The organism is Pseudomonas sp. RHF3.3-3, assembly GCF_048069595.1.
GTDB lineage: Bacteria > Pseudomonadota > Gammaproteobacteria > Pseudomonadales > Pseudomonadaceae > Aquipseudomonas > Aquipseudomonas fuscovaginae_B.
In genome coordinates this window covers 3,890,664-3,916,932 of sequence record NZ_CP182250.1, presented here as the reverse complement: position 1 = coordinate 3,916,932, position 26,269 = coordinate 3,890,664, and the positions used below count along the sequence as shown (strand labels likewise).

24 protein-coding genes are annotated in these 26,269 nt (G+C 64.6%); 19 read left to right on the top strand and 5 right to left on the bottom strand.

All coding sequences use genetic code 11. The features are described 5' to 3' along the window. Positions 1 to 2: 2 nt before the first annotated feature. Both ACMGT0_RS17205 and ACMGT0_RS17200 read right to left on the bottom strand, forming a co-directional pair. Entirely contained in the window at positions 3 to 1,835 is a 1,833-nt protein-coding gene (locus tag ACMGT0_RS17205) for an AAA family ATPase (protein WP_416769048.1), read from the bottom strand. Between the two features lie 149 nt (positions 1,836 to 1,984). Continuing rightward, positions 1,985 to 3,490, bottom strand: a complete 1,506-nt coding sequence (locus ACMGT0_RS17200; protein WP_416769047.1) for an MFS transporter — start codon at positions 3,488 to 3,490, stop codon at positions 1,985 to 1,987. A 26-nt stretch (positions 3,491 to 3,516) separates the two neighbouring features. On the opposite strand from ACMGT0_RS17200, the gene ACMGT0_RS17195 reads away from it, so the two are divergent. The 3 genes from ACMGT0_RS17195 (at position 3,517) to ACMGT0_RS17185 (ending at position 7,021) form a co-directional block, all read left to right on the top strand. Further along, positions 3,517 to 4,110 (top strand): LemA family protein, encoded by a 594-nt coding sequence (locus ACMGT0_RS17195; RefSeq protein WP_054060480.1) that lies wholly within the window; start codon positions 3,517 to 3,519, stop codon positions 4,108 to 4,110. Between the two features lie 24 nt (positions 4,111 to 4,134). Continuing rightward, positions 4,135 to 6,042, top strand: coding sequence for a M48 family metallopeptidase (locus ACMGT0_RS17190; RefSeq protein ID WP_416769046.1), 1,908 nt, complete (start codon positions 4,135 to 4,137; stop codon positions 6,040 to 6,042). Positions 6,043 to 6,118: 76 nt separating this feature from the next. Beyond that, positions 6,119 to 7,021, top strand: a complete 903-nt coding sequence (locus ACMGT0_RS17185; RefSeq protein WP_054060482.1) for a LysR family transcriptional regulator — start codon at positions 6,119 to 6,121, stop codon at positions 7,019 to 7,021. Between the two features lie 116 nt (positions 7,022 to 7,137). On the opposite strand, the gene ACMGT0_RS17180 is transcribed toward ACMGT0_RS17185, so the two are convergent. Both ACMGT0_RS17180 and ACMGT0_RS17175 read right to left on the bottom strand, forming a co-directional pair. Then, entirely contained in the window at positions 7,138 to 7,908 is a 771-nt protein-coding gene (locus ACMGT0_RS17180; protein WP_054060483.1) for a substrate-binding domain-containing protein, read from the bottom strand. Between the two features lie 78 nt (positions 7,909 to 7,986). Then, positions 7,987 to 9,285, bottom strand: a complete 1,299-nt coding sequence (locus ACMGT0_RS17175; RefSeq protein WP_273820884.1) for an MFS transporter — start codon at positions 9,283 to 9,285, stop codon at positions 7,987 to 7,989. Positions 9,286 to 9,656: 371 nt separating this feature from the next. Between ACMGT0_RS17175 and ACMGT0_RS17170 the strand changes: the two genes are divergently transcribed. From ACMGT0_RS17170 to ACMGT0_RS17140, 7 genes are all read left to right on the top strand, one after another. Then, positions 9,657 to 10,970 carry an MFS transporter gene (locus ACMGT0_RS17170; RefSeq protein WP_192842778.1) on the top strand — a complete coding sequence of 438 codons (1,314 nt, stop codon included), beginning with the start codon at positions 9,657 to 9,659 and terminating at the stop codon, positions 10,968 to 10,970. 72 nt (positions 10,971 to 11,042) lie between these two features. Further along, on the top strand, positions 11,043 to 12,230 hold the full coding sequence (locus ACMGT0_RS17165) for an MFS transporter (protein ID WP_416769045.1): 1,188 nt from the start codon (positions 11,043 to 11,045) through the stop codon (positions 12,228 to 12,230). Positions 12,231 to 12,333: 103 nt separating this feature from the next. Further along, the gene (gene phnN / locus ACMGT0_RS17160) at positions 12,334 to 12,885 is read left to right on the top strand and encodes a phosphonate metabolism protein/1,5-bisphosphokinase (PRPP-forming) PhnN (RefSeq protein ID WP_054063238.1); all 552 of its coding nucleotides are present in this window, start codon (positions 12,334 to 12,336) and stop codon (positions 12,883 to 12,885) included. Between the two features lie 271 nt (positions 12,886 to 13,156). Continuing rightward, positions 13,157 to 13,816 carry an ABC transporter ATP-binding protein gene (locus ACMGT0_RS17155; protein ID WP_054060487.1) on the top strand — a complete coding sequence of 220 codons (660 nt, stop codon included), beginning with the start codon at positions 13,157 to 13,159 and terminating at the stop codon, positions 13,814 to 13,816. Next, the gene (locus ACMGT0_RS17150) at positions 13,813 to 16,302 is read left to right on the top strand and encodes an ABC transporter permease (protein WP_416769044.1); all 2,490 of its coding nucleotides are present in this window, start codon (positions 13,813 to 13,815) and stop codon (positions 16,300 to 16,302) included. The genes ACMGT0_RS17155 and ACMGT0_RS17150 overlap by 4 nt, the downstream gene beginning before the upstream one ends. Beyond that, the gene (locus tag ACMGT0_RS17145; protein ID WP_416769043.1) at positions 16,292 to 17,371 is read left to right on the top strand and encodes a lipocalin-like domain-containing protein; all 1,080 of its coding nucleotides are present in this window, start codon (positions 16,292 to 16,294) and stop codon (positions 17,369 to 17,371) included. Before ACMGT0_RS17150 ends, ACMGT0_RS17145 begins: the two co-directional genes overlap by 11 nt. Before the next feature lie 78 nt (positions 17,372 to 17,449). After that, a complete protein-coding gene (locus ACMGT0_RS17140; RefSeq protein ID WP_416769042.1) occupies positions 17,450 to 18,241 on the top strand; it encodes a class I SAM-dependent methyltransferase in 792 nt (263 codons plus the stop codon). A gap of 9 nt (positions 18,242 to 18,250) precedes the next feature. Here the strand turns inward: ACMGT0_RS17140 and ACMGT0_RS17135 are convergent, their stop codons facing one another. Further along, entirely contained in the window at positions 18,251 to 19,135 is an 885-nt protein-coding gene (locus ACMGT0_RS17135) for a helix-turn-helix domain-containing protein (RefSeq protein WP_416769041.1), read from the bottom strand. A gap of 280 nt (positions 19,136 to 19,415) precedes the next feature. Here ACMGT0_RS17135 and ACMGT0_RS17130 point away from each other — a divergent pair, with 280 nt between their 5' ends. The 9 genes from ACMGT0_RS17130 to ACMGT0_RS17090 all read left to right on the top strand — a co-directional run bounded on the left by ACMGT0_RS17130 (position 19,416) and on the right by ACMGT0_RS17090 (position 26,266). Next, positions 19,416 to 19,610: a Flp family type IVb pilin gene (locus tag ACMGT0_RS17130; protein ID WP_054059789.1), complete on the top strand. Its 195-nt coding sequence runs from the start codon at positions 19,416 to 19,418 to the stop codon at positions 19,608 to 19,610. 154 nt (positions 19,611 to 19,764) lie between these two features. After that, the gene (locus ACMGT0_RS17125) at positions 19,765 to 19,959 is read left to right on the top strand and encodes a Flp family type IVb pilin (protein WP_054059788.1); all 195 of its coding nucleotides are present in this window, start codon (positions 19,765 to 19,767) and stop codon (positions 19,957 to 19,959) included. Positions 19,960 to 19,986: 27 nt separating this feature from the next. Continuing rightward, complete coding sequence (locus tag ACMGT0_RS17120) at positions 19,987 to 20,517, top strand: A24 family peptidase (RefSeq protein WP_416769040.1); 531 nt, start codon at positions 19,987 to 19,989, stop codon at positions 20,515 to 20,517. Between the two features lie 2 nt (positions 20,518 to 20,519). Beyond that, a complete protein-coding gene (locus tag ACMGT0_RS17115; protein ID WP_054059786.1) occupies positions 20,520 to 21,848 on the top strand; it encodes an AAA family ATPase in 1,329 nt (442 codons plus the stop codon). A gap of 15 nt (positions 21,849 to 21,863) precedes the next feature. Beyond that, entirely contained in the window at positions 21,864 to 22,679 is an 816-nt protein-coding gene (gene cpaB / locus ACMGT0_RS17110; protein WP_416769039.1) for a Flp pilus assembly protein CpaB, read from the top strand. Between the two features lie 59 nt (positions 22,680 to 22,738). Then, complete coding sequence (locus ACMGT0_RS17105) at positions 22,739 to 24,070, top strand: TadE/TadG family type IV pilus assembly protein (RefSeq protein WP_416769038.1); 1,332 nt, start codon at positions 22,739 to 22,741, stop codon at positions 24,068 to 24,070. 8 nt (positions 24,071 to 24,078) lie between these two features. Beyond that, on the top strand, positions 24,079 to 24,558 hold the full coding sequence (locus ACMGT0_RS17100; RefSeq protein WP_054059783.1) for a TadE/TadG family type IV pilus assembly protein: 480 nt from the start codon (positions 24,079 to 24,081) through the stop codon (positions 24,556 to 24,558). Further along, positions 24,558 to 25,052 (top strand): TadE/TadG family type IV pilus assembly protein, encoded by a 495-nt coding sequence (locus tag ACMGT0_RS17095; RefSeq protein WP_054059782.1) that lies wholly within the window; start codon positions 24,558 to 24,560, stop codon positions 25,050 to 25,052. Before ACMGT0_RS17100 ends, ACMGT0_RS17095 begins: the two co-directional genes overlap by 1 nt. Beyond that, positions 25,046 to 26,266 (top strand): AAA family ATPase, encoded by a 1,221-nt coding sequence (locus tag ACMGT0_RS17090; RefSeq protein ID WP_416769037.1) that lies wholly within the window; start codon positions 25,046 to 25,048, stop codon positions 26,264 to 26,266. The genes ACMGT0_RS17095 and ACMGT0_RS17090 overlap by 7 nt, the downstream gene beginning before the upstream one ends. Positions 26,267 to 26,269: the final 3 nt, after the last annotated feature.

Sequence of the window (26,269 nt, the reverse complement as noted above, 5' to 3'; positions counted from 1 at the left end):
GTTCAGCGACGTTCCAGGTTCAGGCCGTTGGCATCCAGTTCGGTAATCAGGAACGCCTGGCCCGGTTCCGCCTCCTGGTCGAACAGCGCCCTGGACAAGGGGTTGAGCAGACGCGCTTCGAGCTGGTTGCGGATGCCGCGGCCACCGTTGGACAGGTCGCGCAGGCACAGGTCGTGCAAGGTCTGGCGAGCGGCCGGGGCCAGTTCGATGGTCAGTTGCTGGTCGCGCAGGTCGGCGAAGGTGCTATCGACCATCTGGGTGAAGATCTGCTCGGCGACCTCCGCGCGGATAAAGTCGAATACGATGATGTTTTCACCGATGCGGTTGAGGATTTCCGGGCGGTTGAGCACCAGCTTGAAGTAACGGTCGATCTCGCCGTGGACCTTGTCGCGGACCGTTTCATAGGGTTCGCCCGGCAGCACGTTGGCGGCGCGTTCGCCATTCTCACCCTGGCGGTAGATGCCCAGGTTGGAGGTGAACACGATCAGCGCCTCGGAGAAATACACCCGATCGCCGCGGCCGGAGGTCAGTACGCCGTCGTCGAGGATCTGCAGGAACTTGTCGAGGATGCGCGGGTGGGCTTTCTCGATCTCGTCAAACAGCACCACGCTGAAGGGTTTTTCGCGGATGGCATTGGTCAGCTCGCCGCCCACGTCATAGCCGACGTAGCCCGGTGGCGCGCCGATCAGGCGCTGGTCGGCATGTTCGGCGCTGAACTCCGACATGTCGAAGCGGATGTACGCGCTTTCGTCGCCGAACAGCAGGCTGGTGATGGTTTTCGCCAGCTCCGTCTTGCCGACCCCGGTGGGCCCGGCGAGAAAGGCCACGCCCCGCGGGCGGTTGCCCTTGCGGCTGGCGCCGACGCCGGTCATGGCCCGTTTGACGATGTCGAGCATGTGGGTCACGGCATGGGTCTGGCCCTTGACACGCCGGCGCACGATGTCATCGGCCTGGCGGATGCGCTGTCGGTCGATCTTCAGCCAGGGGTCTTCGGTGACGCCGACCTTGTAGCGACGCACGGCATCGGTGATGCGTTCCATCGGCACGTCTTCCACCCGGGCCAACTGGGCGATGGCGCTCAAATCGAGCAACAACAGGCCTTCGGTGTTTTCGACGAAGGCGTCGATGGCCGCCTGCCGCTCCTGCTCGCCGGCGTCGGACTTGCCCGACAGCCCCTTGAGCAGTGCCGGCGCCAACGCCCGGCGGGCCATCTGGTCGGGTTTGGACACGGGTATGTGGCGTAGGCGCGGGTTGTCGACCAGCAGCCAGTCGGGCAGGTCGCCTTCCTTTTCCACCACCCACAGCACGCTGTTGAAGAAGGGTTTGCGCTGTTCTCCGGCCGGGCGGCTGCGGGTCTGGTGCGACAGGACCAGGGCCTGGGTGAACAACTGGTGTTCGGCCGCGCTCAGCGAGTCGTTGCGCACCACCAGGCGGGACGCGAAGTCGACGATCAGGGCGATCGGCTCGCCCGGGCGATTGACCAGGCGTTGCAGGGTAACCCCCAGCAGGTCGATTCCCGCTGGGGCAATGCCGTCTACTGGCGTGAGGCCCAGTTCGGTGAGCAGGGCCTGCCCGGTAGCCGGGTCGCTGCCGGGGCGCCCGAGCATGCGGAAACCGGCGACGGGGTCCCAGGCGAGCACTTGGGCATAGCCGCTGGTGAGCAGCAGATCGCACAGCGCCTGGTTGAAGCTCTGCGCCGTGACGGTGCCGGGCGCCACCTCGCAGGCTTGCAGGTCGCGGATGTTCCCTGACAGGACAAATTGGCTTTTCAGCGGCAGGAAGCGCAACAGGTCGCGCGCCCACCGTGGCTGTTCAAACGGAGCATTCCCTGGCATTGGCGACTCGCAGCGGTAAGGATCTGCGTAGGATGTTACCTACAAGATGTCTTCCTTAATACCCTATTCGGGTCTGAAGAAAGGCATGGCGCGAGGTCAAGGCGGTGGCCCGCATACTCCTGGACGGGTAGCGGGCCCTGGCAGGCGGCCTAGTGCGCCGGGGTAGGCTGTTCCGCGGCCTGGTGGGCCTCTACCGCTTCGGTCAGGTCCTGGGTCATGCGCAGTTCGACGCCGGTGGGAGAGTACTGGGTGGCCGCGGCGAACGGCGCGGCGGCGACCGGCACCGGGTGTGCACGACGGCGCCAGACGAAGAACATCACCAGCGCCAGGTTGAGCACCGCGAAGGCCCAGAACAGCCCGGACGGCCCGGCCCATTCCATCAGCGGTGAAATCGCCAGGGGACTGATCGCCGAGCCCAGCGAGTTGATCAGCAGCAGCCCCTGGATCATTCGCACCAGGGCGCCGGACGGCGCACTGTCCGCCGCGTGGCTGACGGCCACCGGGTACACCGCGAAGACGCCCCCGCCGAGCAGGAACATCACCACCAGCATCGGCCAGCCCGACGCCGGCAGCAGCAGGGTGATCGCCGACAACAGCACGCAGGCGGCGCTCAGGACGATCAGTACGGTCTGGCGGTCCTTGCGGTCGGACCAGCGGCCCACCGGGTATTGCAGCACCATCGCACCGAAAATCACCGCGGCCATGGTGTGGCCGACTTCGGTGACGCTCAGCCCGACCTTTTGCAGGTACAGCGGCAGCAGGGTGTACACCGCGGCAATGATCACCCCGGAGCCGAAGCAGCCCATCACGCCGGTCGGGGTGATGCGGATCAGTTGGCCGGCCGGCAGTGGCTCGGCGCGTTCGACCGGCGGGGTGACCCGCGGAATCATGGCGATCGGCACCAGCGACAGCGAAGCGAGCATCGCCGCGATGGTGAACGGTACGCTTTCACCGGCGTCCATCACCGGGCCGAGGCTCATCTGCCCGAGCAGGCCGGCGCCGTACAGCGCGATCATGTACAGCGCCAGCAGGCGCCCGCGGATCTTCGGCTCGGCCACCAGCAGCAACCAGCTTTCCACCACCAGGTACACCCCGACGAGCGCCCAGCCGCCGACCAGGCGCAGGCCGGACCACACCCATGGGTCGTGGCTCAGGCCCTGCAAGGCGATGGTGACCGCGATCAGTGCGGCGAAACAGCTGTAGGCACGAATATGGCCGATCCGCACGATCAGCCGCTCGTTGAAGACCGAGCCCAGGGTCAGGCCGATGAAGTAGGCCGACGACACGATCCCCACCATGCTGGCGGAGAATCCCATTGCGTCCAGGCGCAGGGTGGTGAGCGAAGACATCAGCGCGCTGCCGATGCTGATGATGAACAGACCCAATAGCGGTGCCAGCGCCATGGTCAATAATTGCACGGACATGATGACCTCAGGAAACGGACGGAGTGACGGTGTTGCAGGCGGGGTCTTATAGGAGTTCTGGGCTGGCAACGCAGGCGCGGATCTTAGCGGGCAGGGTCGTGCAAATGAAGAGGTCGACGCGCGATTTTCGGCATCCTCATCGCCGGTGTGATGTTTTGTCGCAGGGGCGTGAACGGTGGTAGTGGCGAATTCTGCGCCTACCGGAGATTTTGCGCTAACATCGCCGCTCATTTTCCTGACGAAGATAAGGACGTCACATGACCTTCATTCTGATCCTTCTGGTTATCATCGCCCTCCTGGTCTTCTATGTCATCGGCATCTACAACAAGCTGGTGACCCTGCGCAACCGCTTCAAGAATGCCTTCGCCCAGATCGAGGTCCAGCTCAAGCGTCGTCACGACCTGATCCCCAACCTGGTGGAAACCGCCAAGGGCTACATGGCCCATGAGCGCGGTACCCTGGAAGCGGTGATCAACGCCCGCAACCAGGCCGTGACCGGTCTCAAGGCCGCCGCCTCGAAGCCGGGCGATGCCGGCAGCATGGCCCAGCTGGGCAGCGCCGAGGGGCTGCTGAACAGTGCCCTGGGCCGCCTGAACGTGACCCTTGAAGCCTACCCGGACCTCAAGGCTTCCCAGAACATGCAGCAGCTCGGTGAAGAACTGAGCAGCACCGAAAACAAGGTGGCCTTCGCCCGGCAGGCATTCAACGACGCGGTGATGGCATACAACACCTACAAGCAGACGTTCCCGCCGGTGTTCTTCGCTGCCGCCTTTGGACACTCCGCCGATGCCAGCCTGCTGGAGTTCGCCGACAGTGCCGAGATCCAGGCTGCACCCAAGGTGTCGTTCTAATCCGCTTTCATCCACGGACGGTTCATGAATTTCTTTGAACACCAGGACCGCGCCCGCCGTCAAACCGGGCGCCTGGTCCTGTTGATGGCCCTGGCGGTCATCAGCCTGATCGCCCTGACCAGCCTGGCTCTGACCCTGATCTGGCACTTCTATGGCGAATCGGAGAGCCGCCGCAGCGTGACGCCGGTGCTGGACCCGACGCTGGTCGGCGCCGTGGCGGTGGTGGTGATCGGCGTGGTGCTGTTCGGCTCGCTGTACAAGCGCGTGCAGTTGAATGCCGGCGGCAAGCTGGTCGCCGAAAGCCTTGGCGGGCGGCTGATCAACCTGGATCCCCAGGACTTCCATGAAAAGCGCCTGCTCAATGTGGTCGAGGAAATGGCCCTGGCTTGCGGTGCGCCGGTGCCGTCGGTGTATGTCCTCGAAGATGACAGTATCAACGCCTTTGCCGCCGGCCTGAGCCCCAAGGATGCGGTGATTGGCGTGACCCAGGGGGCGATGAGCCTGCTCGATCGCGATGAGCTGCAGGGCGTGATCGCCCACGAGTTCAGCCATATCTACAACGGCGACATGCGCCTGAACATGCGGCTGATCGCCTTGCTCCACGGCATCCTGCTGATCGGCCTGATCGGACACTGGGTGTTGCGCAGCGATAGCGGTTCCTCGCGCCGTTCCTCGTCCTCGAACGACAACAAGGGCGAGCTGTTCAAGGTGGCCGTTGGCCTGACTCTGCTGATACTTGGCTATGCCGGGACATTTTTCGGCAACCTGATCAAGGCTGCGGTCAGTCGCCAGCGCGAATTCCTCGCCGATGCCTCGGCGGTGCAGTTCACCCGCAATCCCGACAGCATCGGTGGTGCCCTGAAGAAGATCGGCGGCCATGCGGCCGGCTCGCAGTTGCGGGCGGCGAATGCCGCCGAGTTCAGCCATCTGTATTTCGGGGCCGGGATCAAATCGGCCATCGACGGTCTGTTCGCCACCCATCCGCCGTTGGCGGAACGTATTCGCCGGATCGAGCCGGGTTGGGATGGCCAGTATCCGCAGGTGAAACGCTCGGGCGACCACCCCGAAGAGCTGGTCGCGCCATCGACGCCGTCTGCTCGCCCGGCCGGGTCGACGGCCTTTGCTCAAGCGGCGGTTGCCCAGTCGATTGCCGCGATCGGCGACCCTGGCCTGGCGCACCTGCAGGAGGCCCGGGATACCCTGCAGACCTTGCCCGAGGCCCTGATCCGGGCTGCCCACGACAGGGAAGGCGCCCAGGCACTGGTCTACGGTCTGTTGCTCGATTCGGTGGAGGTCCTGCAGCAACAGCAACTGGACCTGCTGCGCCCGCATCTGCAGCCGGCCCTGGCCGAGCGCCTGGAAGCCTTGCGGGCACCGTTGCGCGAGGTGCCCCAGGGGCAACGCCTGGCCCTGGTCGATCTGGCGATCCCGGCGCTCAGGCAGTTGGGCCGGGACGAGTTCAACGCCGTTAAGCGTGGCATGGCCTTGCTGATCCGCGCGGACGATCGGGTCGAGCTGCTGGAGTGGACCTTGTTGCGCATCGTCGAACGCAATGTCGAAGGTCTGCGCTCGGTGGCTGGCAAGTATCGCCTGGAGGCGCTGGCCGACGAGGTGGCGCTGCTGCTGTCGTTCCTGGCCCGGGCCGGGCAGGCTGATCCGCAGCGGGCCGGCCAGGCGTTTGCCCATGGCTGCGCCGAACTGGCGTTCGTGGTGCCGGCCTTCAGGGGCGAGGGCGACCTGAAAGCCCTGGAGGCGGCCTTGCATCGCCTGACCGGTTTGCTGCCGTTGCAGAAGCCGGCACTGCTCAAGGCCATGGCCCGTTGCATCGGGCATGACGGCCAGGTCACTGCGGCCGAGGCTGAACTGATGCGGGCGGTGGCCGATATCCTCGATTGCCCGATGCCGCCGTTGCTTGCGGCGGCTCAGGCATGACGCTGCTTCATTGGCTGCATCTATCTGGCTGATCCATGCGTTACACTGATCAATCTGTTTCCGATGAGTGTACGCCGTGGCCATCAACTTCGATTTGAACGATCTGCAGGCCTTTCGCGCGGTGGTCGAGCAGGGCAGTTTCCGCAAGGCGGCCCAGGCCATCAATATTTCCCAGCCGGCCCTGAGCCGGCGGGTGGAAAAGCTCGAGGAAGCCCTTGGCGTGCGGCTGTTCGAACGCACCACCCGACGGGTCAGCCTGACCCAGGTCGGTCGCGCCTTCGCGCCCACGGTGGAGCGGCTGCTGGATGATCTGGACGTTGCGCTGCTGGGCATCACCGATGTCGCTTCGACCCGGCTGGGGCATGTCACCGTGGCCTGCGTGCCCTCGGCGGCGTATTACTTCATGCCCAAGGTGATTGCCCACTATCACCGCCAGTACCCGAAGATCCGGATCAAGGTGCTCGATTCCAGCGCCAACGACGTGCATGCGGCGGTGCTCAGCGGCGAGGCGGACTTCGGCCTGAGCTTCACGGGCAATCTGCAGCCGGAAATCGAGTTCGAGCTGCTGGTGGAGGAGCGTTACGTGGTGGCCTGCCGACGTGATCATCCGTTGGCGCAGCGGGCCAGTGTGAGCTGGAAGGAACTGTACCAGCAGGACTACATCAGCCTCGACAAGACTTCGGGCAACCGTTTCCTGCTCGATCAGGCACTGATTCGTCTCACGCCGGAAAAGCCGGGGGTCTGCGAGACCCGGCACGTCACGACCATGATCGGCCTGGTGGAAGCGGGGCTGGGGGTGGCGGCGGTGCCGACCATGGCGATGCCGGGACCGGAGCATCCGATTCTGACCGGTGTGCCGTTGATCGAGCCGCAGGTGATGCGCAAGGTGGGGTTGCTCAAGCGCCGGGGCCGGGTGCTGACCCCGGCGGCCCTGGAGCTGGAGCGGCTGATCGTGGAAATGAAGCAGCCGGCGGGGTAGTGGGGGTTATGAGGTGGGGGCTGGCCAGGCCGTTTGCGGATGAATCCGGTTCCCACGGACTGTTGTGAGAACCGGATCTGTCCGCGAAAGCGCCAGCATCCGCCGCGCAAAACGGCTCAGCGGCTCACTGAGTCCAGCCCGGTGGCCTTCACCGTCTCCTGGGCAGCCGGGGCAGCCAGATACTGGAGCAATGCCTTCGCCTGTTCCGGGTGTTGTGCATCAACCGGAATACCGGCGGCGAACCGGGTCACCGATTGCACCGACTCCGGAATCTTGCCGACAAAGGTCACCCCCGGTACCGGCAGCAGCTCGCTGACCTGCTGGAAACCCAACTGGTATTCGCCGCTCGCCACCACCGTGCCCACCGGGATCTTCGGTACCATGCTCGCCTTGGGCTTGAGCTGGGCCTCGATGCCCAGGCGCTTGAAGAGCTGCTCCTGGATATACACACCGCTGGCGCTATCGGAGTAGGCCACTGACTTGGCCTTGAGCAGGGTGTCCTTCAATTCCTGCTCGGTGCCGATGGCCGGCTTGGCACTGCCTTCGCGCACCACCAGGCCGATCCGCGAGTCGGCCAGTTCGACCCGCGACGCGGGCACGACCTTGCCTTGCTTGATCAGTTCATCGAGGGCGTAGCCGACCATGATCACCACATCGGCCTTTTCGCCGCGCGCCAGTCGATTGGGGATCGCCTCCGGGGCCTTGCCCATGGACGGGCCGAGCGCGGTGTCGAGGGTGTTGCCGGTTTCGGCGGCGAATTTCGGGCCGAGAATCTTGTAGGCGGCGGTAAAGCCACCGGAAGTCATCACGCGGATTTCCTCGGCCTGGGCGACGCTGCCCAGGGCCATGCTGCCGATCAGGGCGAGTTTCAGAAAGAGTGCTTTCATCACATGTCTCTTCTTGGAAGGGTGGAATACGATGCTGCCCCGTGGGAACCGGCTCCCACAGGGCAGAGGGGGCACAAACTAGAGGGCAGGCTTGAGCTGCATATTCGCCTTGCGATACAGGAACAGCGTCGCGCACAGCGCACAGATGGCGGCAAGGCTCATCCAGTAACCCGGTGCGGCCTTGTCACCGCTGTATTCGATCAGCGCCGTGGAAATCGCCGGGGTGAAACCGCCGAACACCGCGGTCGCCAGGCTGTAGGCCAGGGAGAAACCAGCCACGCGGACTTCCGCCGGCATGATTTCGGTCAGCGCGGCAATCATCGCGCCGTTGTACATGCCGTAGAGGAACGACAGCCACAGCAGCACCAGCAGCATGCTGCTGAAGCTCGGTGCCTTGACCAGCAGCGACAGCGCCGGATAGGCCGTGGCCAGGGTCAGCCCGGCCATGGCCAGCAGTACCGGACGGCGGCCGATGCGGTCGGAGAGCGCGCCGCCCAGGGGCAGCCAGCAGAAGTTGGAGACACCCACCAGCAGGGTCACCAGCAGGCTGTCGGCGGTGCTCAGGTGCAGTACGGTCTTGCCGAAGGTCGGTGCGTAGACGGTGATCAGGTAGAAGGCGGTGGTGGTCAGCGCGACCATCAGCATGCCGGCAATCACCGTGACCCAGTTCTGTGCCAGGGTGTTGAGCACTTCACGCATGCCCGGGCGACGCTTGCGCTGGGCGAACTCCTCGGTTTCCGCCAGGTTGCGGCGCAGGAAGAAGATGAACGGCACGATCAGGCAACCGAGCATGAACGGAATGCGCCAGCCCCAATCGGCCACGGCGCTGGCGGCCATCCACTGGTTCAGGCCATAACCCAGGGCGGCGGCGACCACCACGGCGACCTGCTGGCTGCAGGACTGCCAGGCAACGTAGAAACCCTTGCGCCCCGGTGTGGCGATTTCCGCCAGATAGACCGAGACCCCGCCCAGCTCGGCGCCGGCGGAAAACCCTTGCAGCAGGCGCCCGAGCAGGACCAGGGCCGGAGCCAGCAGGCCGATGCTCTCGTAGCCGGGTACCAGCACGATCAGGATGGTGCCGCTGGCCATGATCGACAGGGTGACGATCAGGCCCTTGCGCCGACCGACCTCATCGATATAGGCACCGAGGATGACCGCGCCCAGCGGGCGCATCAGGAAGCCGGCGCCGAAGACCGCGAAGGTCATCATCAGCGAGGCGAACTCACTACTGGCAGGAAAGAAGGCGGCAGCGATATAGGTGGCGTAGAAGCCGAAGAGAAAGAAGTCGAACTGCTCGAGGAAGTTGCCCGAGGTGACACGGAATACCGCGCCCGCCTTGGCACGGGCGGAACTGGCGGTGGGTGGTGTGGCGTGCATCGTTAGATCTCCAGCGTTTTTTATGGCCTGCATCGGGTGCAGATTTTTATTGGTGGTGATACTGGAGCAGCCTAATAGATTTGATAAGTGCATTTTTAGAATGGATTGATGCATTTTATGGATCATTGCCAGGCTTTTGGTTGGGCGTGCTCCCAGAAAGCGCTAGTTTATCGGGCAGAGTCAGGAGATCACCCTGGGCGGCGGGACGGAGCCAAGCCTGATGTGAGTTCGTACAGTCAGGGTTCAGCAAGATCTGCTCACGGATATTGAGCAAAACGCTATGATCCGCAGGGTAGAGCGGATTTCGGGGGTGTGTGATCAGCGGTTCATCGGGAATTTTCGGGCTGCGCCTGTCGCGCCAGGCCAGTGGCATGTTGGCGATCCTGATCGCCATCGGCCTGTCATCGTTGGACACCGCCATTGCCAACACGGCATTGCCGGCGATTTCCAGCAGTCTGCACACCACGCCCGCCGCTTCGGTGTGGATCATCAACGCCTATCAGCTGGCGGCGGTGGCCACCCTGCTGGCCTTCGCCTCCCTCGGCGGGGTGCTTGGGCATCGCAAGATCTATATGTTCGGCCTGGTGCTGTTCACCGTGGCCTCGGCGTTGTGTGCGATGTCGACCACCTTGACCCAACTGACGCTCGCCCGGGTGCTGCAGGGCATTGGCGGCAGTGCGATCATGAGTGTCAACGCGGCGCTGATCTTCAGTTTGTTCCCGCCGGAAAAACTCGGCAAGGGCATGGGGCTCAATGCGCTGGTGGTGGGTATCTCGTTCGCCGCCGGGCCCACCGTGGCCTCGCTGATCCTGTCGGTGGCCGACTGGCCCTGGCTGTTCGGGGTGAACATTCCCATCGGGCTGATTGCGCTGGCGATGGCGATCCCTTCGCTGCCGCATACGCCGCCCAATGGCCAGCGCTTCGCCTGGGGCACGGCCGGCCTGAGCGCGCTGACCTTCGGTTCGCTGATCTATGCGTTGGGCGAGGGCGCCCAGTTCGCCGGGGCGACGGCGATCTGCCTGGCACTGCTGGTGTGTGTCTGCGCCGGTTACCTGATGATTCGACGGGAGGCCGGGCATCCGGCGCCGATGTTTCCCCTCGATCTGCTCAAGCGGCCGATGTTTGCCTTGTCAGCCCTGACGGCCTTCTGCTCGTTTGCCACCCAGGGCCTGGCGTTCGTCTCCTTGCCGTTCTTTTTCGAGACGGTACTGGGCCGCGATCCGGTGCAGACCGGCTACCTGATGACGCCCTGGTCGGTGGTGGTGGCGTTGATCGCCCCCTTTGCCGGGCGACTGTCGGACCGCTACCCGCCAGGGTTGCTCGGGGGAATCGGCCTGGGCGTGCTGTCGCTGGGCATGTTGTCCCTGGCCTTGCTGCCCAGTGATCCGAGTGCATTGGAGATCGGCATCCGCATGATCATCTGCGGGCTGGGTTTCGGCTTCTTCCAGTCGCCGAACCAGAAGGCCCTGTTGACCAGCGCGCCGCGTGAGCGCAGCAGCGGGGCCAGCGGGACGATCGCCACGGCGCGGTTGCTCGGGCAGTCGACCGGGGCGGCGCTGGTGGCCTTGAGTTTCGGTATCTCGAGCCATGAGGGGCCGATTCTGGCACTGTTTATCGGGGCGGGGTTTGCGGCGGCGGCTTGCCTGGCGAGTTTTTCGCGGTTGGTGGCGCGTCACGACATTTGACATGTTGACCCCGCCTTTGGCGGTTCGCGGGCAACCGAGCATCGGCCGGCCGCTCCTGCAAGGGGGAAAGGGATGGGCAGGGATTACCTGGCGTTTTTTGCGTCGCTGTTTCTTTCAAGGCTGGCCGATCAGATCCTGTTGTTCATCGTCCCGCTGATGGTGTTCCAGACCACCCACAGTGCCGCCTGGACGGGATTGGCGTTCTTTGCCGAGGCGTTGCCACGGTTTCTGGCCTTTCCGGTGTGCGGGGCCTTGTGCGACCGCTTTTCGCCGGTGCGTATCCTGCATCTGAGCCAGGCCTGCCGGGCCGCGGCCTGTGTACTGGCCGTTGCCGGTCACGGGCTGTTCGACGGGATCTACTGGCTGGTTGTGCTGTCGGCGTTGTGCGGGGTACTGACCACCCAGGGCATCATGGCCCGGGAGGTGCTGTTGCCGCATATCTTCGCGCGCTACAGCTACACCAGGACGCTGTCCTATTCGCAGATCGCCGACCAGAGCGGCCTGGTGCTCGGCCCATTGTTGGCCGCGCTGCTGCTGGAGGCCATGGCCTGGCAATGGGTGGTGCTGGGGGTGGCCGGGCTGTTCGTGCTGGCCGACCTGGCGATGCTCGCCTGGAAACGCAGCAGCGCGGTCACGCTCCCTGCCTTCGAACAGCAGCCGGGACCCTGGCTGCAGCCCTTGCGCACGGCCCTGGGGCATATCCGCACGCTGCCCGAGTTGCAGAAAATCATCTGCCTGGCGGTCGGGGTCAACCTGATCGTCGGCGTGACCCTGGCGACCTCCGCCACCCTGGTGGTCGGCGTCCACGAGCAGGGCAAGGATTACTATGCCGGGCTGCAGGCGGTGGGCGCCGGTGTGACCATCGCCATCCTGTTCGTGCTGGCACGGATCAGCCTGTCGTTGCGCCTGCTGGGCGGGCTGTCCTATGCGCTGATTCTGCTGGGCGGTTTCATCAGCGGCTTCAGTCCCTCGATCGCGGGGTATGTGTCAGGTTTCCTGCTGGTGATCGGCTTTGACAAGATGTTCAACGTGTACATGCGCAGCGTCCGCCAGCGGGCCATCCCGGTGCAGGATTTCGGCAAGACCGTTGGCGTGATCACCTTGCTGAACAACCTGCCGCAGCCCCTGGCAGGTTTGCTGGTCGGGATACTGGCGGCACCGCTGGGGGCTCGTGGGGTGGTGCTGGTGCTGAGCATGGCAAGCACGCTCATCGGCGTGGCGGTGTGCTGGCGATGGTTCAGGCGCGTACCGACAACCTGATCGCGCCACTGGAAAAACCCCGCTGATTGGATATTCTGTGCGGCGATTATTGATCCGGCCAGCCGCTGCTCCAGGCCTGGCGACAAGTACAGAGGATGTGGTGATGGCGGGCAGGTTGATCTATCTCATCGGGCCTTCGGGCTCCGGCAAGGACAGTCTGCTCGATGCCGCCCGCGATGACCTGGCGCAGCATGGCTGCCGGATCGTGCGACGGGTCATTACCCGTTCCGCCGAGGCGGTGGGCGAAGCGGCCCACGGGGTCAGTGCCGAGCAGTTCGCGGCGATGCGCGAGCAGGGGGCCTTTGCCATGAGCTGGGAGGCCAACGGCCTGAGCTATGGCATTCCCGTTGAAATCGATCAATGGCTGGCTGATGGCCTGGACGTGCTGGTCAACGGTTCGCGCGGCTACCTGCCCCAGGCCCGCCAGCGTTATCCCGACCTGCTGGCGGTGTTGCTGACGGTGGACCAGGCGGTGTTGCGCGAGCGGCTGCTGGAGCGGCGTCGTGAGTCGCCGGCGGAGATCGAGGCACGGTTGGCGCGCAATGCGGCTTTTACCCTCGGAGCCGGAGACGACCCGTCGCTGGTGCTGCTGGACAACTCCGGGCCGATCCGCCAGACCGTGACCCGGCTGTTCGCCCTGATCGGCAAGGGGTGAACCCGCCGACGTCCCGGCAGGTGTTGTCTGAAGTTGAAGGGGGGCTGTCCGGCTGCCGTTCATTCCCGACAGCCGCCTGAGCGAGGGCGGCCGGGGCCGCAGCCTGCGGACCGCTGATGGTGGTGTGGGGGCGAGCGCCTGGAGGCGTTGCGAGCCAACTTCCCCGGTTGAACGCGCGTGCAAAATGGTTCGTGATGCCCTATAACGGCTGACATCGTAAAGCCTGGCCTGGCGTTTCGCCAGCCGGGCTTGTCTCGGGAAGAGGTTATCGATGTTGCGTATTCGCGGGTTGAGCAAGGCCTACGCCACGGCCCAGGGACCGCTGGCCGTGTTGCAGGGGGTGGATCTGGAACTGGAGCAGGGCGCGAGCCTGGCCCTGATGGGGGAGTCGGGCAGTGGCAAGAGCACCCTGTTGCATCTGGTGGCCGGCCTGGACCGCGCCGACAGCGGTTCGATCGAGGTCGGCGGGCGTGACCTCTGCCAATTGAGCGAAGTGCAACTGGCCAACTGGCGACGCCAGGACATCGGCCTGATCTTTCAGCAGTTCAACCTGATCCCCAGCCTGAGCGTGGCCGACAACCTGGCATTCCAGGCGCGCCTGGCCGGGCGCCATGATCGGCAGTGGGAGAACCAGCTGATCGAGCGCCTGGGGCTTGGGCAGACCCTGTCGCGTTATCCCGAACAGCTCTCCGGAGGCCAGCAACAGCGGGTCGCCCTCGGCCGTGCCCTGGCGGCCCGACCGCCGTTGATCCTGGCCGACGAACCCACCGGCAGTCTCGACGAGAGCACCAGCGACGAGGTGCTGGATGTGCTGCTGGAACTGCTCGCCGACAACGCCACCAGCCTGTTGATGGTCACCCACAGCGAACGCATGGCCAGCCGCCTGCAGCGTCGAGTGCGTCTGCACGGTGGCCGGCTGAGCGAGTCATGAGGACGTTCTACTGGGCCTTGCGCGCGCTGCTCAGTCACTGGTGGCGGCATCGCGTGCAACTGGCCAGTGTCCTCGCCGGGTTGTGGTTGGCCACGGCCTTGCTGATCGGTGTCCAGGCGCTCAACAGCCAGGCTCGGGACAGTTATGCGCGGGCCAGCCAACTGATCGGCGGTGCGGCGCCTTATCGCCTGGTCAGCCGCGATGGCGGGCATTTCGAGCAGCAGGTGTTCGTCCGGTTGCGTTTGGCCGGCTGGCCGGTCTCGCCGTTGTTGCAGGGGCGTCTGGAGCTGGATGAACCAGGCCAGCCGGGGCATGTCCAGCGCCTGCAGGTGTTGGGCATCGATCCGGTCAGCCTGCCGCGCGACAGCAGCCTGGCCGGTCAGGCCGTGGACAGCGAATCGTTGCTGGCCTTCATCGGCGTGCCGGGGCAGACCTGGGTGGCGGCCGATACCCTGCAGCGCCTGGGGCTGAAGGTCGGCGAGCGGCCACGCACGCCGCAAGGACTGCTGCTGCCGCCTCTGGCCCTGCGCCCGCAACTGCCGCCCGGCCTGCTGCTGATGGATATCGGTGCCGCCCAGCAGTTGCTCGATGCCCCGGGGCAGTTGTCACAACTGTTGCTGGCGACCGACTTTGCACGCACCGATCCGCCGTTGCCGGGCGATTTGCGCCATCGCCTGCGTCTGCAGGCGCCGGGTGACGAGAGCGACCTGGCACACCTGACCGAGAGTTTCCATCTCAACCTCAGCGCCCTGGGTTTCCTGGCATTTATCGTCGGCTTGTTCATTGTCCACGGAGCGATCGGCCTCGCCTTGGAGCAGCGCCGCGGCCTGCTGCGCACCCTGCGTTCCTGTGGGGTCAGCGCTCGCTGCCTGTTGAGCGCGCTGGCGGTGGAACTGCTGGGATTTGCCCTGGTGGGTGGACTGCTCGGCGTGATCAGTGGTTACGGTCTGGCCAGCCTGCTGCTGCCGGATGTCGCCGCGAGCCTGCGGGGGCTTTATGGTGCCGAGGTGGCTGGCAGCCTGAACCTGCCGGCCAGCGATTGGCTAGCGGGGCTGGGGCTGTCCGTGGGCGGTGCCTTGCTGGCCGGCGCTGGCAGTGTCTGGCGGGCTGCGCGGCTACCGTTGCTGGCATTGGCCCAGGCCGAAGCCTGGCGGGCGGCCCAGGCCCGGCGGTTGCGCCAGCAGTTCTGGTTGGCCGTGTCGCTGGCGTTGCTGGTGCCGGCGTGCATCGTCTGGGGCAACAGCCTGGCCAGTGGCTTTGCCTTGATGGCGGCCTTGCTGATTGCCGCGGCGCTGTTGTTGCCGGTTTGCCTGAATGGGTTGCTGAGCGCCTTGCTGCCGGCCTGCCGTCGGCCCCTGAGTCAGTGGTTCATCGCCGACAGCCGCCAGCAGTTACCGGCGCTGAGCCTGGCGCTGATGGCCTTGCTGTTGGCCCTGGCCGCGAACATTGGCGTGGGCAGCATGACCTCGGGCTTTCGCCAGACCTTCAACGGCTGGCTCGACCAGCGCCTGTTCGCCCAGTTGTATATCACAACCCAGGACCCCGCTCAGAACGCGCAACTGGAACACTGGCTGGCGGCACGCAGCGATGTCCAGGCGGTATTGCCGGGTTGGGACGCCGAAATCAGCCTGCAGGGTTGGCCGACCCAGGTGCGCGGCATACCGGAGGTGCCGGCCTATCGTCAGCACTGGCCATTGCTGGCGTCGGTCGAGGGGGCCTGGCCGCGGTGGCTGGCGGGCGAGGGGGTGATGGTCAGCGAGCAACTGGCGCGGCACCTGGGGCTCGAACTCGGTCGCTCATTGGTGCTGCCTACCCCGGTTGGCGACTGGTCGCTGCCGGTGCTCGGCATATACGCCGACTACGGCAATCCCAAGGGTCATCTGCTGCTGGAGGGGCGTGCGCTGCAGGCCCACTGGCCTGAACTGCGGCCAACCCGCTACAGCCTGCTGACCGCTGCCGACAGCGTGGCGCCGCTCAAGCAGGCGCTGCGGCAGACCTTTCATCTCGACGAGGCGCACCTGATCGACCAGGGCGAACTCAAGGATACGGCCGGCAAGGTCTTCGAGCGCACCTTCGCCGCGACCACGGCCCTCAACAGCCTGACCCTGGGGGTGGCCGGCGTCGCGCTGTTCATCAGCCTGCTGAGCTTGAGCGAAAGCCGCCTGGGGCAGTTGGCGCCGTTGTGGGCGCTGGGGGTTGGCCGTCGCCAACTGCTGTTGTTGAGCCTGGGGCAGACCCTGCTGCTGGGCTCGCTGACGCTGTTGCTGGCAATCCCGCTGGGGCTGGCATTGGCCTGGTGCCTGGTGGCGGTGGTGAACGTCCAGGCCTTCGGCTGGCGTCTGCCGATGATCGTCTTCCCCTGGCAACTGCTGCACCTGTCGCTGATGGCGCTGGTGGTGACCCTGGTGGCGGCCGCCTGGCCGTTGTGGAAGTTGTTGCGGGTCAGCCCGGTGGCCTTGTTGAGGACGTTTGCCAATGAACGCTAGGGGCTTGTTCGCATTGCTGTTCGGCTTGCTGCTGGTTGGCTGCGATCAATCGCCGGCGCCTGAAGTGCAAGGCTTCGCCGGTCTGGGCGCGAGCGCCAGCGATTTCGCCCAGGTCGTACCGGGGCAGACGCTGGAGTTTCCCCGCGACCACGGTGCGCATCGCGACTATCGCATCGAGTGGTGGTACATCACCGCCAACCTCAAGGATGCCGAGGGTCACCGCTATGGCGTGCAATGGACGTTGTTCCGCAGCGCCCTGCGGGTGCCCGGCGACCTGCAGGGCTGGAGCGAGCCCACCTTGTGGATGGGGCATGCAGCCCTGACCAGTGAGCAGGGGCATCACTATGCCCAGGCCTTGTCCCGGGCCGGGGTCGGTACCGCTGGCGTCGAGGCCGAGCCGCTGCATGCCTGGATCGACGACTGGCAACTGCACAGCCTCTCACCGGCCAACCAGGGCCTGGGGCAGATGTTGCTGACGGCCCATGGCAGCGATTTCGGCTACCGCTTGCACCTCAGTAGCGATCGGCCGTTGGTGTTGCAGGGGGATCATGGCTATAGCCTGAAGTCCGGCAAGGGGCAGGCCTCGTGGTACTACAGCCAGCCGTATTTCCAGGTCAATGGCAGTCTGCAGGTCGACGGGCGTGAGGTCCAGGTCAGCGGCCAGGCCTGGCTCGACCGCGAGTGGAGCAGCCAGCCGCTGGCAGCGGAGCAGTCCGGCTGGGACTGGTTTTCCCTGCACCTGGCCGATGGCTCGAAGGTCATGCTGTTCCAGGTACGACAGCAGGGCGGCGAGGCCTATCGGGCCGGGACCTGGATCGGTGCCGATGGCCAGGCGCAGGTGCTCCGGGGTGACGATATCTTGCTGACGCCCGGGCGGGCGGCCCGCGTCGCTGGCCGCCAGTTGCCGGTGGAGTGGCAATTGGAGATTCCGAGTAGGCAGTTGCGCATCGAGACGAAGCCGTTACGGGACGATGCCTGGATGGGCACCACCTTTTCCTACTGGGAGGGGCCGATCAGCCTGAGTGGCAGCCAACAGGGCGTGGGGTATCTGGAGATGACCGGGTATTGAGGGCGCTTCCAGATGGCCTGGTTGATATTCGCCTGACCGCAGCGTGCCCGATAGAGGATGACTTAAAGGAGGACTGACATGAGCACCGAACCAATCCGCTTCAATGATGGTGCCTCGTACGAGCGGTACATGGGCAAGTGGAGCCAACTGGCGGGGGAGGCGTTCCTTGACTGGATAGCCCCGGCACCGGGCCAGCGCTGGCTGGACATCGGCTGTGGCAACGGGGCCTTCACCGAAATGCTGATCGGGCGCTGCGAGCCGGTGTCGGTGGATGGCGTGGATCCCTCCGAGGAACAACTGGCCTATGCACGTACACGACCGGCGCTGGGCTCCACCACGTTCCTGCTGGGTGATGCGATGGCGCTGCCCTACGACGAAGACGCGTTCGACATTGCGGTGATGCCGCTGGTGATTTTCTTCGTTCCCGAGCCGGCCCAGGGCGTTGCCGAGATGGCCAGGGTCGTGCGCCCTGGCGGCGTCGTTGCCGCCTATGCCTGGGATATGTACGGGGGCGGCTTCCCCTATGAGGCGCTGCTGTCGGAGATCCGCGGGCTGGGCATCGCGGTGCCGAAGCCACCCAGCCCCGAGGCTTCACGGATTGAGGACATGCGCCAGCTCTGGGGCGCGGCCGGCCTGCATGACATCGAGACACGCGCGATCGAGGTCAAGCGCACCTTCATGGATTTCGATGATTTTTGGGAAACTGCCCGGGGCGCGCCGAGTGTCGGTGCGACGCTCGCCAGAATGGCCGCCGAGGATCTGGCCCGGCTCAAGGCGCGGCTGCGTGAGCGTCTGCCGGCCGATGCGCAAGGCCGTATCACCTACGGCGCCCGGGCCAATGCGGTGAAGGGGCGGGTGCTGGGTTCGTGACCGCAAGTCTCAGCCTTCCATCGTCTCGGCCCCAAGCGTCTGCACCAGGCCTTCGAGCATTTCCGTGGTCGCAGGGTCCTGCGCCGGCTCGACCACGGCTCGCGCTCCGAACTGGCGCGTCAGGCGATATTCGCTCGGCGTGCAGTTGGCGAACTGCTTGAAGGCGCGGGCGAAATAGGAAGGGTCCTTGAAGCCGGCCTCATAGCCGATGCTGGTAATGGGCATCTGGCTGTTGTCCAGCAGCTCCTTGGCGAAGTCCATGCGCTTGTTCAGGATGTAGTCGGTGAAGCCGAGCCCGTAGGTTTCCTTGAACAGGCGGCTGAAGCGGAAGGTGGTCATGCCGCAGCGCGTGGCCAGTTCCTTCTGGTCGATGCTGTCGCGAAAGTGCTGGTCGATGTACAGCAGCACATGGCTGAGCGCCTGGTGCTTCTGATGGTCCGCGGTCATCCGGATACTGCCCGGCAGGGTCGGCGAGTGGTCGATCCGTGGGGTCTTGCGCTGGTCGTTGAGCGGGCGACGCAACTCGTGGAGCTGGAGCACCGCCGCCAGGTAGCGATTCCTTTCGGCGACGCTCAGGGGCAGCACCATGTATTCCCAGACACACGAACGCATGGCCCACACCGCCAGTTCCTCGGAGTGCTGCACGGTGAACATGGTGATCGGGATGGTGGGGGCGGCGTGCTTGATCTCCAGCAGCATCCTCAAGCCCGGTGTATCGGGACGATCGAAGTGGATGCAGATCATGTCGGGGTGCAGCTTGCCCGAGAAGGCCGACTCTTTTGCCAGTGTGCAGTCGCAGGCCTGCTCAAACTGCCTGATGAGTTCGGGGGTGCTTCGATCCCGGGTTCGATCGAACCACAGCAGTGATGGTTTTCTGGTCACCTTCGACGTCATGCGCTCTGCTCTGAGGTTCGTACGGCCATCCATTGAACAGTATTGCCAATGTGGCAGCGCCTTTTCAGATTGAATCTCGATAAAAAGAGCCGACCTCAGTGCCTGCTGTTCTATGTGGCGTCGGTGCCGTCTCATGCCTGCAAGCGTCTGCCCGCAAAAAAGTCCTAGGGATACGCAAAATCCTCCTAACCCTCCTGCAAGTGCCCTGACTACTGTAGCCACAAGCAGTTTTAAAACAGCTGCTGCCCGGTCATAACAACAAGCGAATGAGGTGTACGAAATGACTCTTCAAACTATCAAGACTTCGATAATGAAGTTCGCCAAAGATGAAGATGGCCTGACCATTGTGGAATACGCAGTGGCCGGTGGCTTGATTACCGTGCTGGTGGCTGCAGCCTTCGTTCTTTTGGGCGGCGCCGTGAACACCAAGATCAGAGCGCTGTGCCAGGCCGTCAATAACAACGTTGCGTGCTGATTACCCCCGACTCTTTGCCGGGGTGGCGCAGTTGTTCGTGGAATAACCGGTGGTCACTTCTTATCGGGGAACCACCGGATAATTCGATGAACTTCGAGCGGTCCCTGTCGATGCAAGTTGCGGGTTGCATGAATGCTCAAGTGAGGTGTGCAAAATGACACTGCAAACAATAAGAGCGGCGATACGCAAGTTCAGCGCGGATGAAAATGGCCTGACCATCGTCGAGTACGCGGTGGCCGGTGGCTTGATCACCGTCGCTGTGGCCACGGCGTTCACGCTGTTGGGTGGCGCGGTGAATACCAAGATCATGGCGCTGTGCCAGGCCGTGAATAACAACGTTGCGTGCTAACGACCCATCCCACCTGGGAGACGCGCCATGTCCACGGAACTGCTGTTTTCTACCGTTTTGCTGATAGGACTGCTTGGCGTGGCGGTGGTGAGCGACCTGCTTCGCCACCGTATTCCCAATACGCTGGTCCTGTTGGGACTGGCGCTGGGGCTGGTCGGTCAGTTTCATTCAGGGGGTATGAGCGGATTAGGCGATGGCCTGTTGAGCGTGCTGATCTGTTTTGCCCTGTTCATTCCCATGTATGCGGCGGGCGGCATGGCGGCCGGTGACGTCAAGTTGATGGCCATGGTCGGCAGTTTTCTTCCTTTCCATTATGCCTTGTGGGCGGCGTTGTTCAGCCTGATCGCTGGCGGCCTGTGCGGTTTTCTGATCGTGCTGATTCGCGGCCAGTTATTCAAGACCCTGGGGCGCTACTGGCTGATCATGCGGGCGCAGGCCTATCTGGCGCCCACTGCGGATGAAGCGGCCGGCAAGCCTTTCCCTTATTCGATTGCCATATTGCTTGGCACGTTGAACACCCTCAGCTGGCAACTGTTTGCCAGCGGGTTGGGAGGTTAGTCATGCGCATCGTCGAGAGTGACCGTTATCACAGTGAACGAGAGGCGGTGCAGCGGCTCGCCCCCCAACCCTGCACGATCAGCGAGACAGGGCTGACGGACAGCTTTCTCGGTGACCTGGTCTGCAAGCATCTGCATGATGCCGGGGTGCTGGACATGCCGCGGCTGGTCGAACGCCTGGCGCTGACCGGTGCCGTGCTGGAAGAGGTGCTGGCGTTTCTGCGCAAGGATGGCCGCGTCGAGGTGCTGGGCCAGGCGGGCGGGCAAACCGGTGGGCAGTCGCTGCGTTACGGCCTGACCGAACGCGGTCGCAGTTCCGCTCGCGATGCCCTGTCGCGCAGCGGCTACATTGGCGCCGCACCGTTTCCGGTGAGCACCTATCGTTCGCTGCTCAAGCTGCAGACCATCCACCATGGCAAGATCGGCGCGCACGACATGCGCATGGCGCTCGATGGCGTGGTGCTCACCGAGCAGATGCTCGATCAGCTGGGGGTGGCGCTCAACTCCGGACGGGCGCTGATGATCTACGGCCCGGCTGGTACCGGCAAGACCTACGTCAGCAGCCGGCTGATCCGTCTGTTCGCCGATCCCATCTGGGTTCCCCAGGCCATCGCGATCAATGAATCGGTGGTGGAGATCTATGACCCGCAGGTGCACCAGCGCCTGGATGACGACAGTCAACTGAACAACCTGATGCTCAACAAGGGCATCGATCGTCGGCTACTGCGCTGCAAGCGCCCGCTGGTCATCACCGGTGGCGAGTTGAGCATGGAGCAGCTGGATATCCGCTATGACCCCTTTACCCGCCAGTACCAGGCCGCCCTGCAGCTCAAGGCCAGCAATGGCCTGTTCATCATCGACGACATGGGCCGCCAGCGCATGACGCCCGCCGAGCTGTTCAACCGCTGGATCGTGCCGATGGAAGAGAAGCGCGACTTCCTCAACCTCGGTGGCGGACGCCATTGCGAACTGCCGTTCGACCTGATCCTGGTGTTCTCCACCAACCTCAATCCCCTGGAGTTGGCCGACGAGGCTTTCCTGCGGCGGATTGGCTACAAGCTGCAATTCGGTTACCTGAAGCCCGACCAGTACGAGCAGATCTGGCAGCAGGAGTGCGAGCGCCTGGGCATTCGGCATGACCCGATGCTGGTGCGCTACGCACTGCAGAAACTCTACGCCCTCGAAGGCATGCCGCTGGTGCCTTGTCACCCCCGCGACCTGCTGAACATGGCCCTCGATCGCCAGCGTTACCAGGGCGGCGGCGGGCCGCTGTCGCCACAGGAACTGGATTGGGCCTGGCGCAACTACTTCGTCCAACTCGACTTTCTTTGAGTGGGAGATACACAAATGAGCTCTCGTACTGCAACCCTGATTGGTATTTCCCTGGTCATGGGCCTGGGTGCCGCGTGGATGGCCAACTCCTGGTTGAGCGCACGGCTCAATGCCAGCCCGGATGATCACCTGCGAAACGTGGTGGTCTCCACGGTCGAGATTCCGTTCGGACAGATGGTCGAGGCCCAGCAGGTCACGACCGTGCGCATGCCCACGGAGGCGATCCCCGACGACGCCCTGGACACCACTGAAAAGGCGGTGGGCAAGATTGCCACGTTCGACATCCTGCGCGGTGACATCGTGCGCGGCGCCAGGTTGAGCGAGCACCTGGGCGGCAGCACCCTGGCCTCGCTGATCGCACCGGACAAGCGGGCCATTTCGGTTCGGGTGGACGACGTGGTCGGCGTCGGCGGGTTCCTGCTGCCCGGAAATCGGGTCGATGTGCTGGCGACCAAGCACACCGATGGCAACAGCAACAACGCGGTGTCCCGAACCATCCTCGAGAATCTGCGGGTGCTGGCGGTGGACCAGACCGCGGGGACCGACAAGACCCAGCCGGTGGTGGTGCGGGCGGTGACGCTGGAAATGACCGCCGCCGAGGCGGAAAGCCTGGTCACGGCCCAGACCGAGGGCAAGTTGCAGTTGGCCCTGCGCAATCCGCTGACCGTGGACAAGAAACCGGTCGCTGCGCCCGTGGCACCTGTCGAGCCGCCGGTCACCGTCGCCAGCGCCACGCCACCACCCAAGCCCGTCGTGCATCGCCGCAGCAGTGGCGGCGGCACCATCACCGTGATCCGTGGCATCGAGGCCCGGGTGGTCAACGTGCAGTGAACGAGCGCCCCACGGACCGTGGGGCGACCGATTCGGTAACGGCAAGTGAGGGACTGACGATGTGTCCTCGAATTCAACCACGGCTTGCCCTGACGCCCGGGTGCCAGCGCGGATCGGTGACCGTCCTGATGGTGATCGCCCTGACAGCGATCACCATGCTGGCAGCCCTGGCGCTGGACGGCGGGCACCTGCTGCTGAACAAGACCCGGCTGCAGAATGCGGTGGACGCCGCGGCCCTGAGTGGCGCCAAGACCCTCAGCCAGGTCAGCGGCGGCACCGGCATTGCCGCCACCACGCGGGCTGCCGCACTGAACACGCTGACGCTCAACGCCAATGCCAGCGGCAACACCGAGCTGGCGGCGGCCATCGGCGGCAATGCGGGAACCTTCGCGGTGGTGGAACTGGCCAACAGTGTCTACGGACCGTTTTCCTATCCCGGGCCTGCGGATGCCACCTATGTCCGGGTCACGGTACCGAGCTACAGCCTGACCGGCTTTTTCTGGAGCTTCGTCCAGACACTGGGCAGCGCCGGCCTGGGCAGCAAGAAGGTGGTGGCGATGGCCACCGCCGGACCGAGCCCCACCAGCCCCTGTGATCTGGCACCGTTGATGGTGTGCGGTGACCCCAGCCAGTACAACCCCGGCGCGGGCAATTTCTGGGGTTATCGTTTCGGTGACCTGCAGGATCTGAAAACCGGCTCGGGCACCTCATCCGCCATTGGTCCCGGCAACTTCCAACTGCTCGATTTCGGTTCGGGTGGCAGCGCGGTCAGGGAGGACCTGGCCGGCGGCGGCTCGGTCTGCCGCAGCGTCGGGCAGGATGTCACGACTTCGCCGGGCAACAAGGTCGGTCCGACTTCCCAGGGCCTGAATACCCGCTTCGGCGAGTACGCCGGCGGGATGAAGGCTTCGGACTATCCGCCCGACCTGGTGGTCAGCTACAGCACGCCGATGATCACCAACAATTCGGGCACCCTGCAGTACAACGGCCAGACCGTCACCTCGAGCAACGGCTCGCTCACCGCGGGCGGCCAGGCACTGCTGGACTACAACGACTGGCGGGCGAGCACGGCGGCCTGTGTCGCCGGTTCCGGCAGCGGCTGCCAGAGCGGCGGGGTCTTCGAACGGCGGATGCTCAAGGTGGTGATTGGCGACTGCACCGGGAAAAACAACGGTGCCACCTCGATCCCGGTGCTGGGCTTTGGTTGCTATTTCGTCGTGCAGCCGGCCGGTGGCAGCGGGAGCACGTCGGAGATCTTCGGCCAGTTCGTGAGCGAGTGCGAAGGGGACAACGTACCGGGTCCCAATCCTTCGGCGGACAGCGGCCCGCTGATCATTCAGTTGTACAAGACCTATATCAATGGCAGCGGCACCCCGAGCAACGACTCGTAGGAGGCGTCATGGGACTTCATGCGTTCCGACAGCCCAGGCACCAGCAGGGCCTGGCCCTGATCGAGTTCACCCTGGTTCTGCCGCTGTTGCTGCTGTTGTTGCTGGCGCTGGGTGAATTCGGCCGGATGCTGTTCCAGTACAACACCCTGTTGCAGGCCAGCCGCGATGCCGGTCGTTACGTCGCCGGCCAGGCCTGGAACCCGACGCTGGGCACCGTCGTACTGAGCAGCTCGCTGCAGACCCAGACGCAGAACGTCGCCGTCTACGGTGTGCCGACCAATACCGGCAGTGCCGTGGTGTCGGGGCTGACCACCGCCAACGTGACCGTCAGTGCGCTGGGCAGCAACCATGTGCAGGTCACCATCAACTACACCTTCTGTCCGGTGATCGGTGGTGGTACCTGCAGCGGCTCGCTCAGCGGGTTCTTCCCGACGCCGATTGCACTGAGCATTCCGCTGGTCGCAACCACTGTGATGAGGGTGCTGTGATGAATCGCAAACAGATGCGTGGGCTCTACACGGTGGAATTCGCCATTGTCGGCCTGCTGGTGTTCATCGTGTTGTTCGGCGTGCTGGAAATGGGCCGCCTGTACTTCACGGTCAATAGCCTCGATGAGTCGGTAAGGCGGGGTGCGCGCCTGGCGGCGGTGTGCAATATCAGCGACCCGGCCGTGCTGCAGCGGGCGATCTTCAATGCCGCGGGCAACACCGGCCCGAGCCCGCTGATCAGCAACCTGAACACCACGAACCTGGTGCTGAGCTACCTGGACGCCAGCGGCGCGGTAGTGGCCAATCCCAACGATACCACCAGCCCCACGGGATTCCGGGCCATTCGTTATGTCCAGGTGAGCCTGTCGGGCTACGTGTTCAACCTGTTCATTCCCGGCCTTGGCGTGGCCATTACCTTGCCCACCTTCAGGGCGATCCTGCCACGCGAAGCCCTTGGACATCACTCCGAATCGGGGGAGGTCACGCCATGCTGAACATCAAGGAAACCCCGTTGAACCTGGCGACCGGCAAGTCCGGGCTGCGCTTGCTGATCAGTAGCCGCGATGCCACGGCGTTGCGGGATCTGCAAGGCGTCTGCCAGCGCATACCCAGCCTGGAGGTGAGCACTCGCCTGGTGAGCAATGGGCATGTCGACCCGCTCTACGGCCTGGAGCGGATGCCCGACCTGCTGTTGTTGCGCGTCAGCCACCTGTGGCGCGAGGAACTGGCGGCACTGCTCCAGCGCCCCGTCCATGAACGCCCGCCGCTGTTGGTGTGCGGGTTGTTGAACGAGCAGGAGGCCATGCGCCTGGCGATGCAGGCCGGGGCCCGCGATGTGCTGCCGGAGCCGATCGCCGAGATGGAACTGGTCGCCGCCCTGAACCGTCTGGTGGCGGAGGCCCGCGCCAGCAGCGGGGCACAAGGCAAGCTGATCGCCGTGATGAGCGCCAAGGGCGGCTCCGGCGGAACCCTGCTGGCCTGCAACCTGGCCCATCAACTGAGCCTCAAGGACAGCAGCACCCTGTTGCTGGACATGGACCTGCAATTCGGCAGCGTGGCGCATTACCTGGAGGTGGCGCAGTCGCACAGTCACCTGGAGGTGCTGCAGCAGGTCGACGGCATGGACAGCGTAGCCTTGCGCGGGTTCTGCAGCCATTTCAGTCCGACCCTGCACGTCCTGGGCGGTCGGCCCGGCGAGCTGTGCCTGGCCCAGGACGCCCAGCCGGAACAACTCGATACCTTGCTGCAACTGGCCCGTGCCAGCTACGACTGGGTGGTGGTCGACCTGCCGCGGCAGATCGACCACCTCACCGGGTCCGTGCTGGAACAGGCGGACCGGGTGTACGTGGTGGTGCAACAGAGCGTCTGCCACCTGCGCGATGCCAGCTCCCTGATGCGGATTCTTCGCGAAGACCTGGGGGTGCGTGGCGACCAGTTGCAGGTGGTGGTCAATCGCTATGACAAGGCGGCGCCCGTCAGCCTCAAGGACATCGGCGAAGCCTTGCGCAGCGTGAACCTGGTGAAACTGCCCAACGACTTCGGCCTGGTCAACCAGAGCCAGAACTCTGGCGTGCCGTTGGGGCTGCAGGCACCGCGGGCGCCGATTACCGTCGCGATGCGCGAGATGACCGGGCAGTTGTACGGCAACCCGCTGGCCGGGAACAACGGTCTGTTCAAACGCGCCTTCAACCGTATCTTCAAGGGGTGAGCC

Excerpts from the sequence above, each read along its gene's own strand:
- ACMGT0_RS17145 (WP_416769043.1), top strand. The coding sequence starts at position 16,292 with ATGAACGCTAGGGGCTTGTTCGCATTGCTGTTCGGCTTGCTGCTGGTT.
- ACMGT0_RS17100 (WP_054059783.1), top strand. The coding sequence starts at position 24,079 with ATGGGACTTCATGCGTTCCGACAGCCCAGGCACCAGCAGGGCCTGGCC.
- ACMGT0_RS17190 (WP_416769046.1), top strand. The coding sequence starts at position 4,135 with ATGAATTTCTTTGAACACCAGGACCGCGCCCGCCGTCAAACCGGGCGC.
- ACMGT0_RS17125 (WP_054059788.1), top strand. The coding sequence starts at position 19,765 with ATGACACTGCAAACAATAAGAGCGGCGATACGCAAGTTCAGCGCGGAT.
- ACMGT0_RS17165 (WP_416769045.1), top strand. The coding sequence starts at position 11,043 with ATGGGCAGGGATTACCTGGCGTTTTTTGCGTCGCTGTTTCTTTCAAGG.
- ACMGT0_RS17105 (WP_416769038.1), top strand. The coding sequence starts at position 22,739 with ATGTGTCCTCGAATTCAACCACGGCTTGCCCTGACGCCCGGGTGCCAG.
- ACMGT0_RS17115 (WP_054059786.1), top strand. The coding sequence starts at position 20,520 with ATGCGCATCGTCGAGAGTGACCGTTATCACAGTGAACGAGAGGCGGTG.
- ACMGT0_RS17180 (WP_054060483.1), bottom strand. The coding sequence starts at position 7,908 with ATGAAAGCACTCTTTCTGAAACTCGCCCTGATCGGCAGCATGGCCCTG.
- ACMGT0_RS17150 (WP_416769044.1), top strand. The coding sequence starts at position 13,813 with ATGAGGACGTTCTACTGGGCCTTGCGCGCGCTGCTCAGTCACTGGTGG.
- ACMGT0_RS17170 (WP_192842778.1), top strand. The coding sequence starts at position 9,657 with ATGTTGGCGATCCTGATCGCCATCGGCCTGTCATCGTTGGACACCGCC.
- ACMGT0_RS17120 (WP_416769040.1), top strand. The coding sequence starts at position 19,987 with ATGTCCACGGAACTGCTGTTTTCTACCGTTTTGCTGATAGGACTGCTT.
- ACMGT0_RS17200 (WP_416769047.1), bottom strand. The coding sequence starts at position 3,490 with ATGAGCGGCGATGTTAGCGCAAAATCTCCGGTAGGCGCAGAATTCGCC.
- ACMGT0_RS17090 (WP_416769037.1), top strand. The coding sequence starts at position 25,046 with ATGCTGAACATCAAGGAAACCCCGTTGAACCTGGCGACCGGCAAGTCC.
- ACMGT0_RS17195 (WP_054060480.1), top strand. The coding sequence starts at position 3,517 with ATGACCTTCATTCTGATCCTTCTGGTTATCATCGCCCTCCTGGTCTTC.
- ACMGT0_RS17205 (WP_416769048.1), bottom strand. The coding sequence starts at position 1,835 with ATGCCAGGGAATGCTCCGTTTGAACAGCCACGGTGGGCGCGCGACCTG.
- ACMGT0_RS17130 (WP_054059789.1), top strand. The coding sequence starts at position 19,416 with ATGACTCTTCAAACTATCAAGACTTCGATAATGAAGTTCGCCAAAGAT.
- ACMGT0_RS17140 (WP_416769042.1), top strand. The coding sequence starts at position 17,450 with ATGAGCACCGAACCAATCCGCTTCAATGATGGTGCCTCGTACGAGCGG.
- cpaB (WP_416769039.1), top strand. The coding sequence starts at position 21,864 with ATGAGCTCTCGTACTGCAACCCTGATTGGTATTTCCCTGGTCATGGGC.
- ACMGT0_RS17095 (WP_054059782.1), top strand. The coding sequence starts at position 24,558 with ATGAATCGCAAACAGATGCGTGGGCTCTACACGGTGGAATTCGCCATT.
- phnN (WP_054063238.1), top strand. The coding sequence starts at position 12,334 with ATGGCGGGCAGGTTGATCTATCTCATCGGGCCTTCGGGCTCCGGCAAG.
- ACMGT0_RS17135 (WP_416769041.1), bottom strand. The coding sequence starts at position 19,135 with ATGACGTCGAAGGTGACCAGAAAACCATCACTGCTGTGGTTCGATCGA.
- ACMGT0_RS17155 (WP_054060487.1), top strand. The coding sequence starts at position 13,157 with ATGTTGCGTATTCGCGGGTTGAGCAAGGCCTACGCCACGGCCCAGGGA.
- ACMGT0_RS17175 (WP_273820884.1), bottom strand. The coding sequence starts at position 9,285 with ATGCACGCCACACCACCCACCGCCAGTTCCGCCCGTGCCAAGGCGGGC.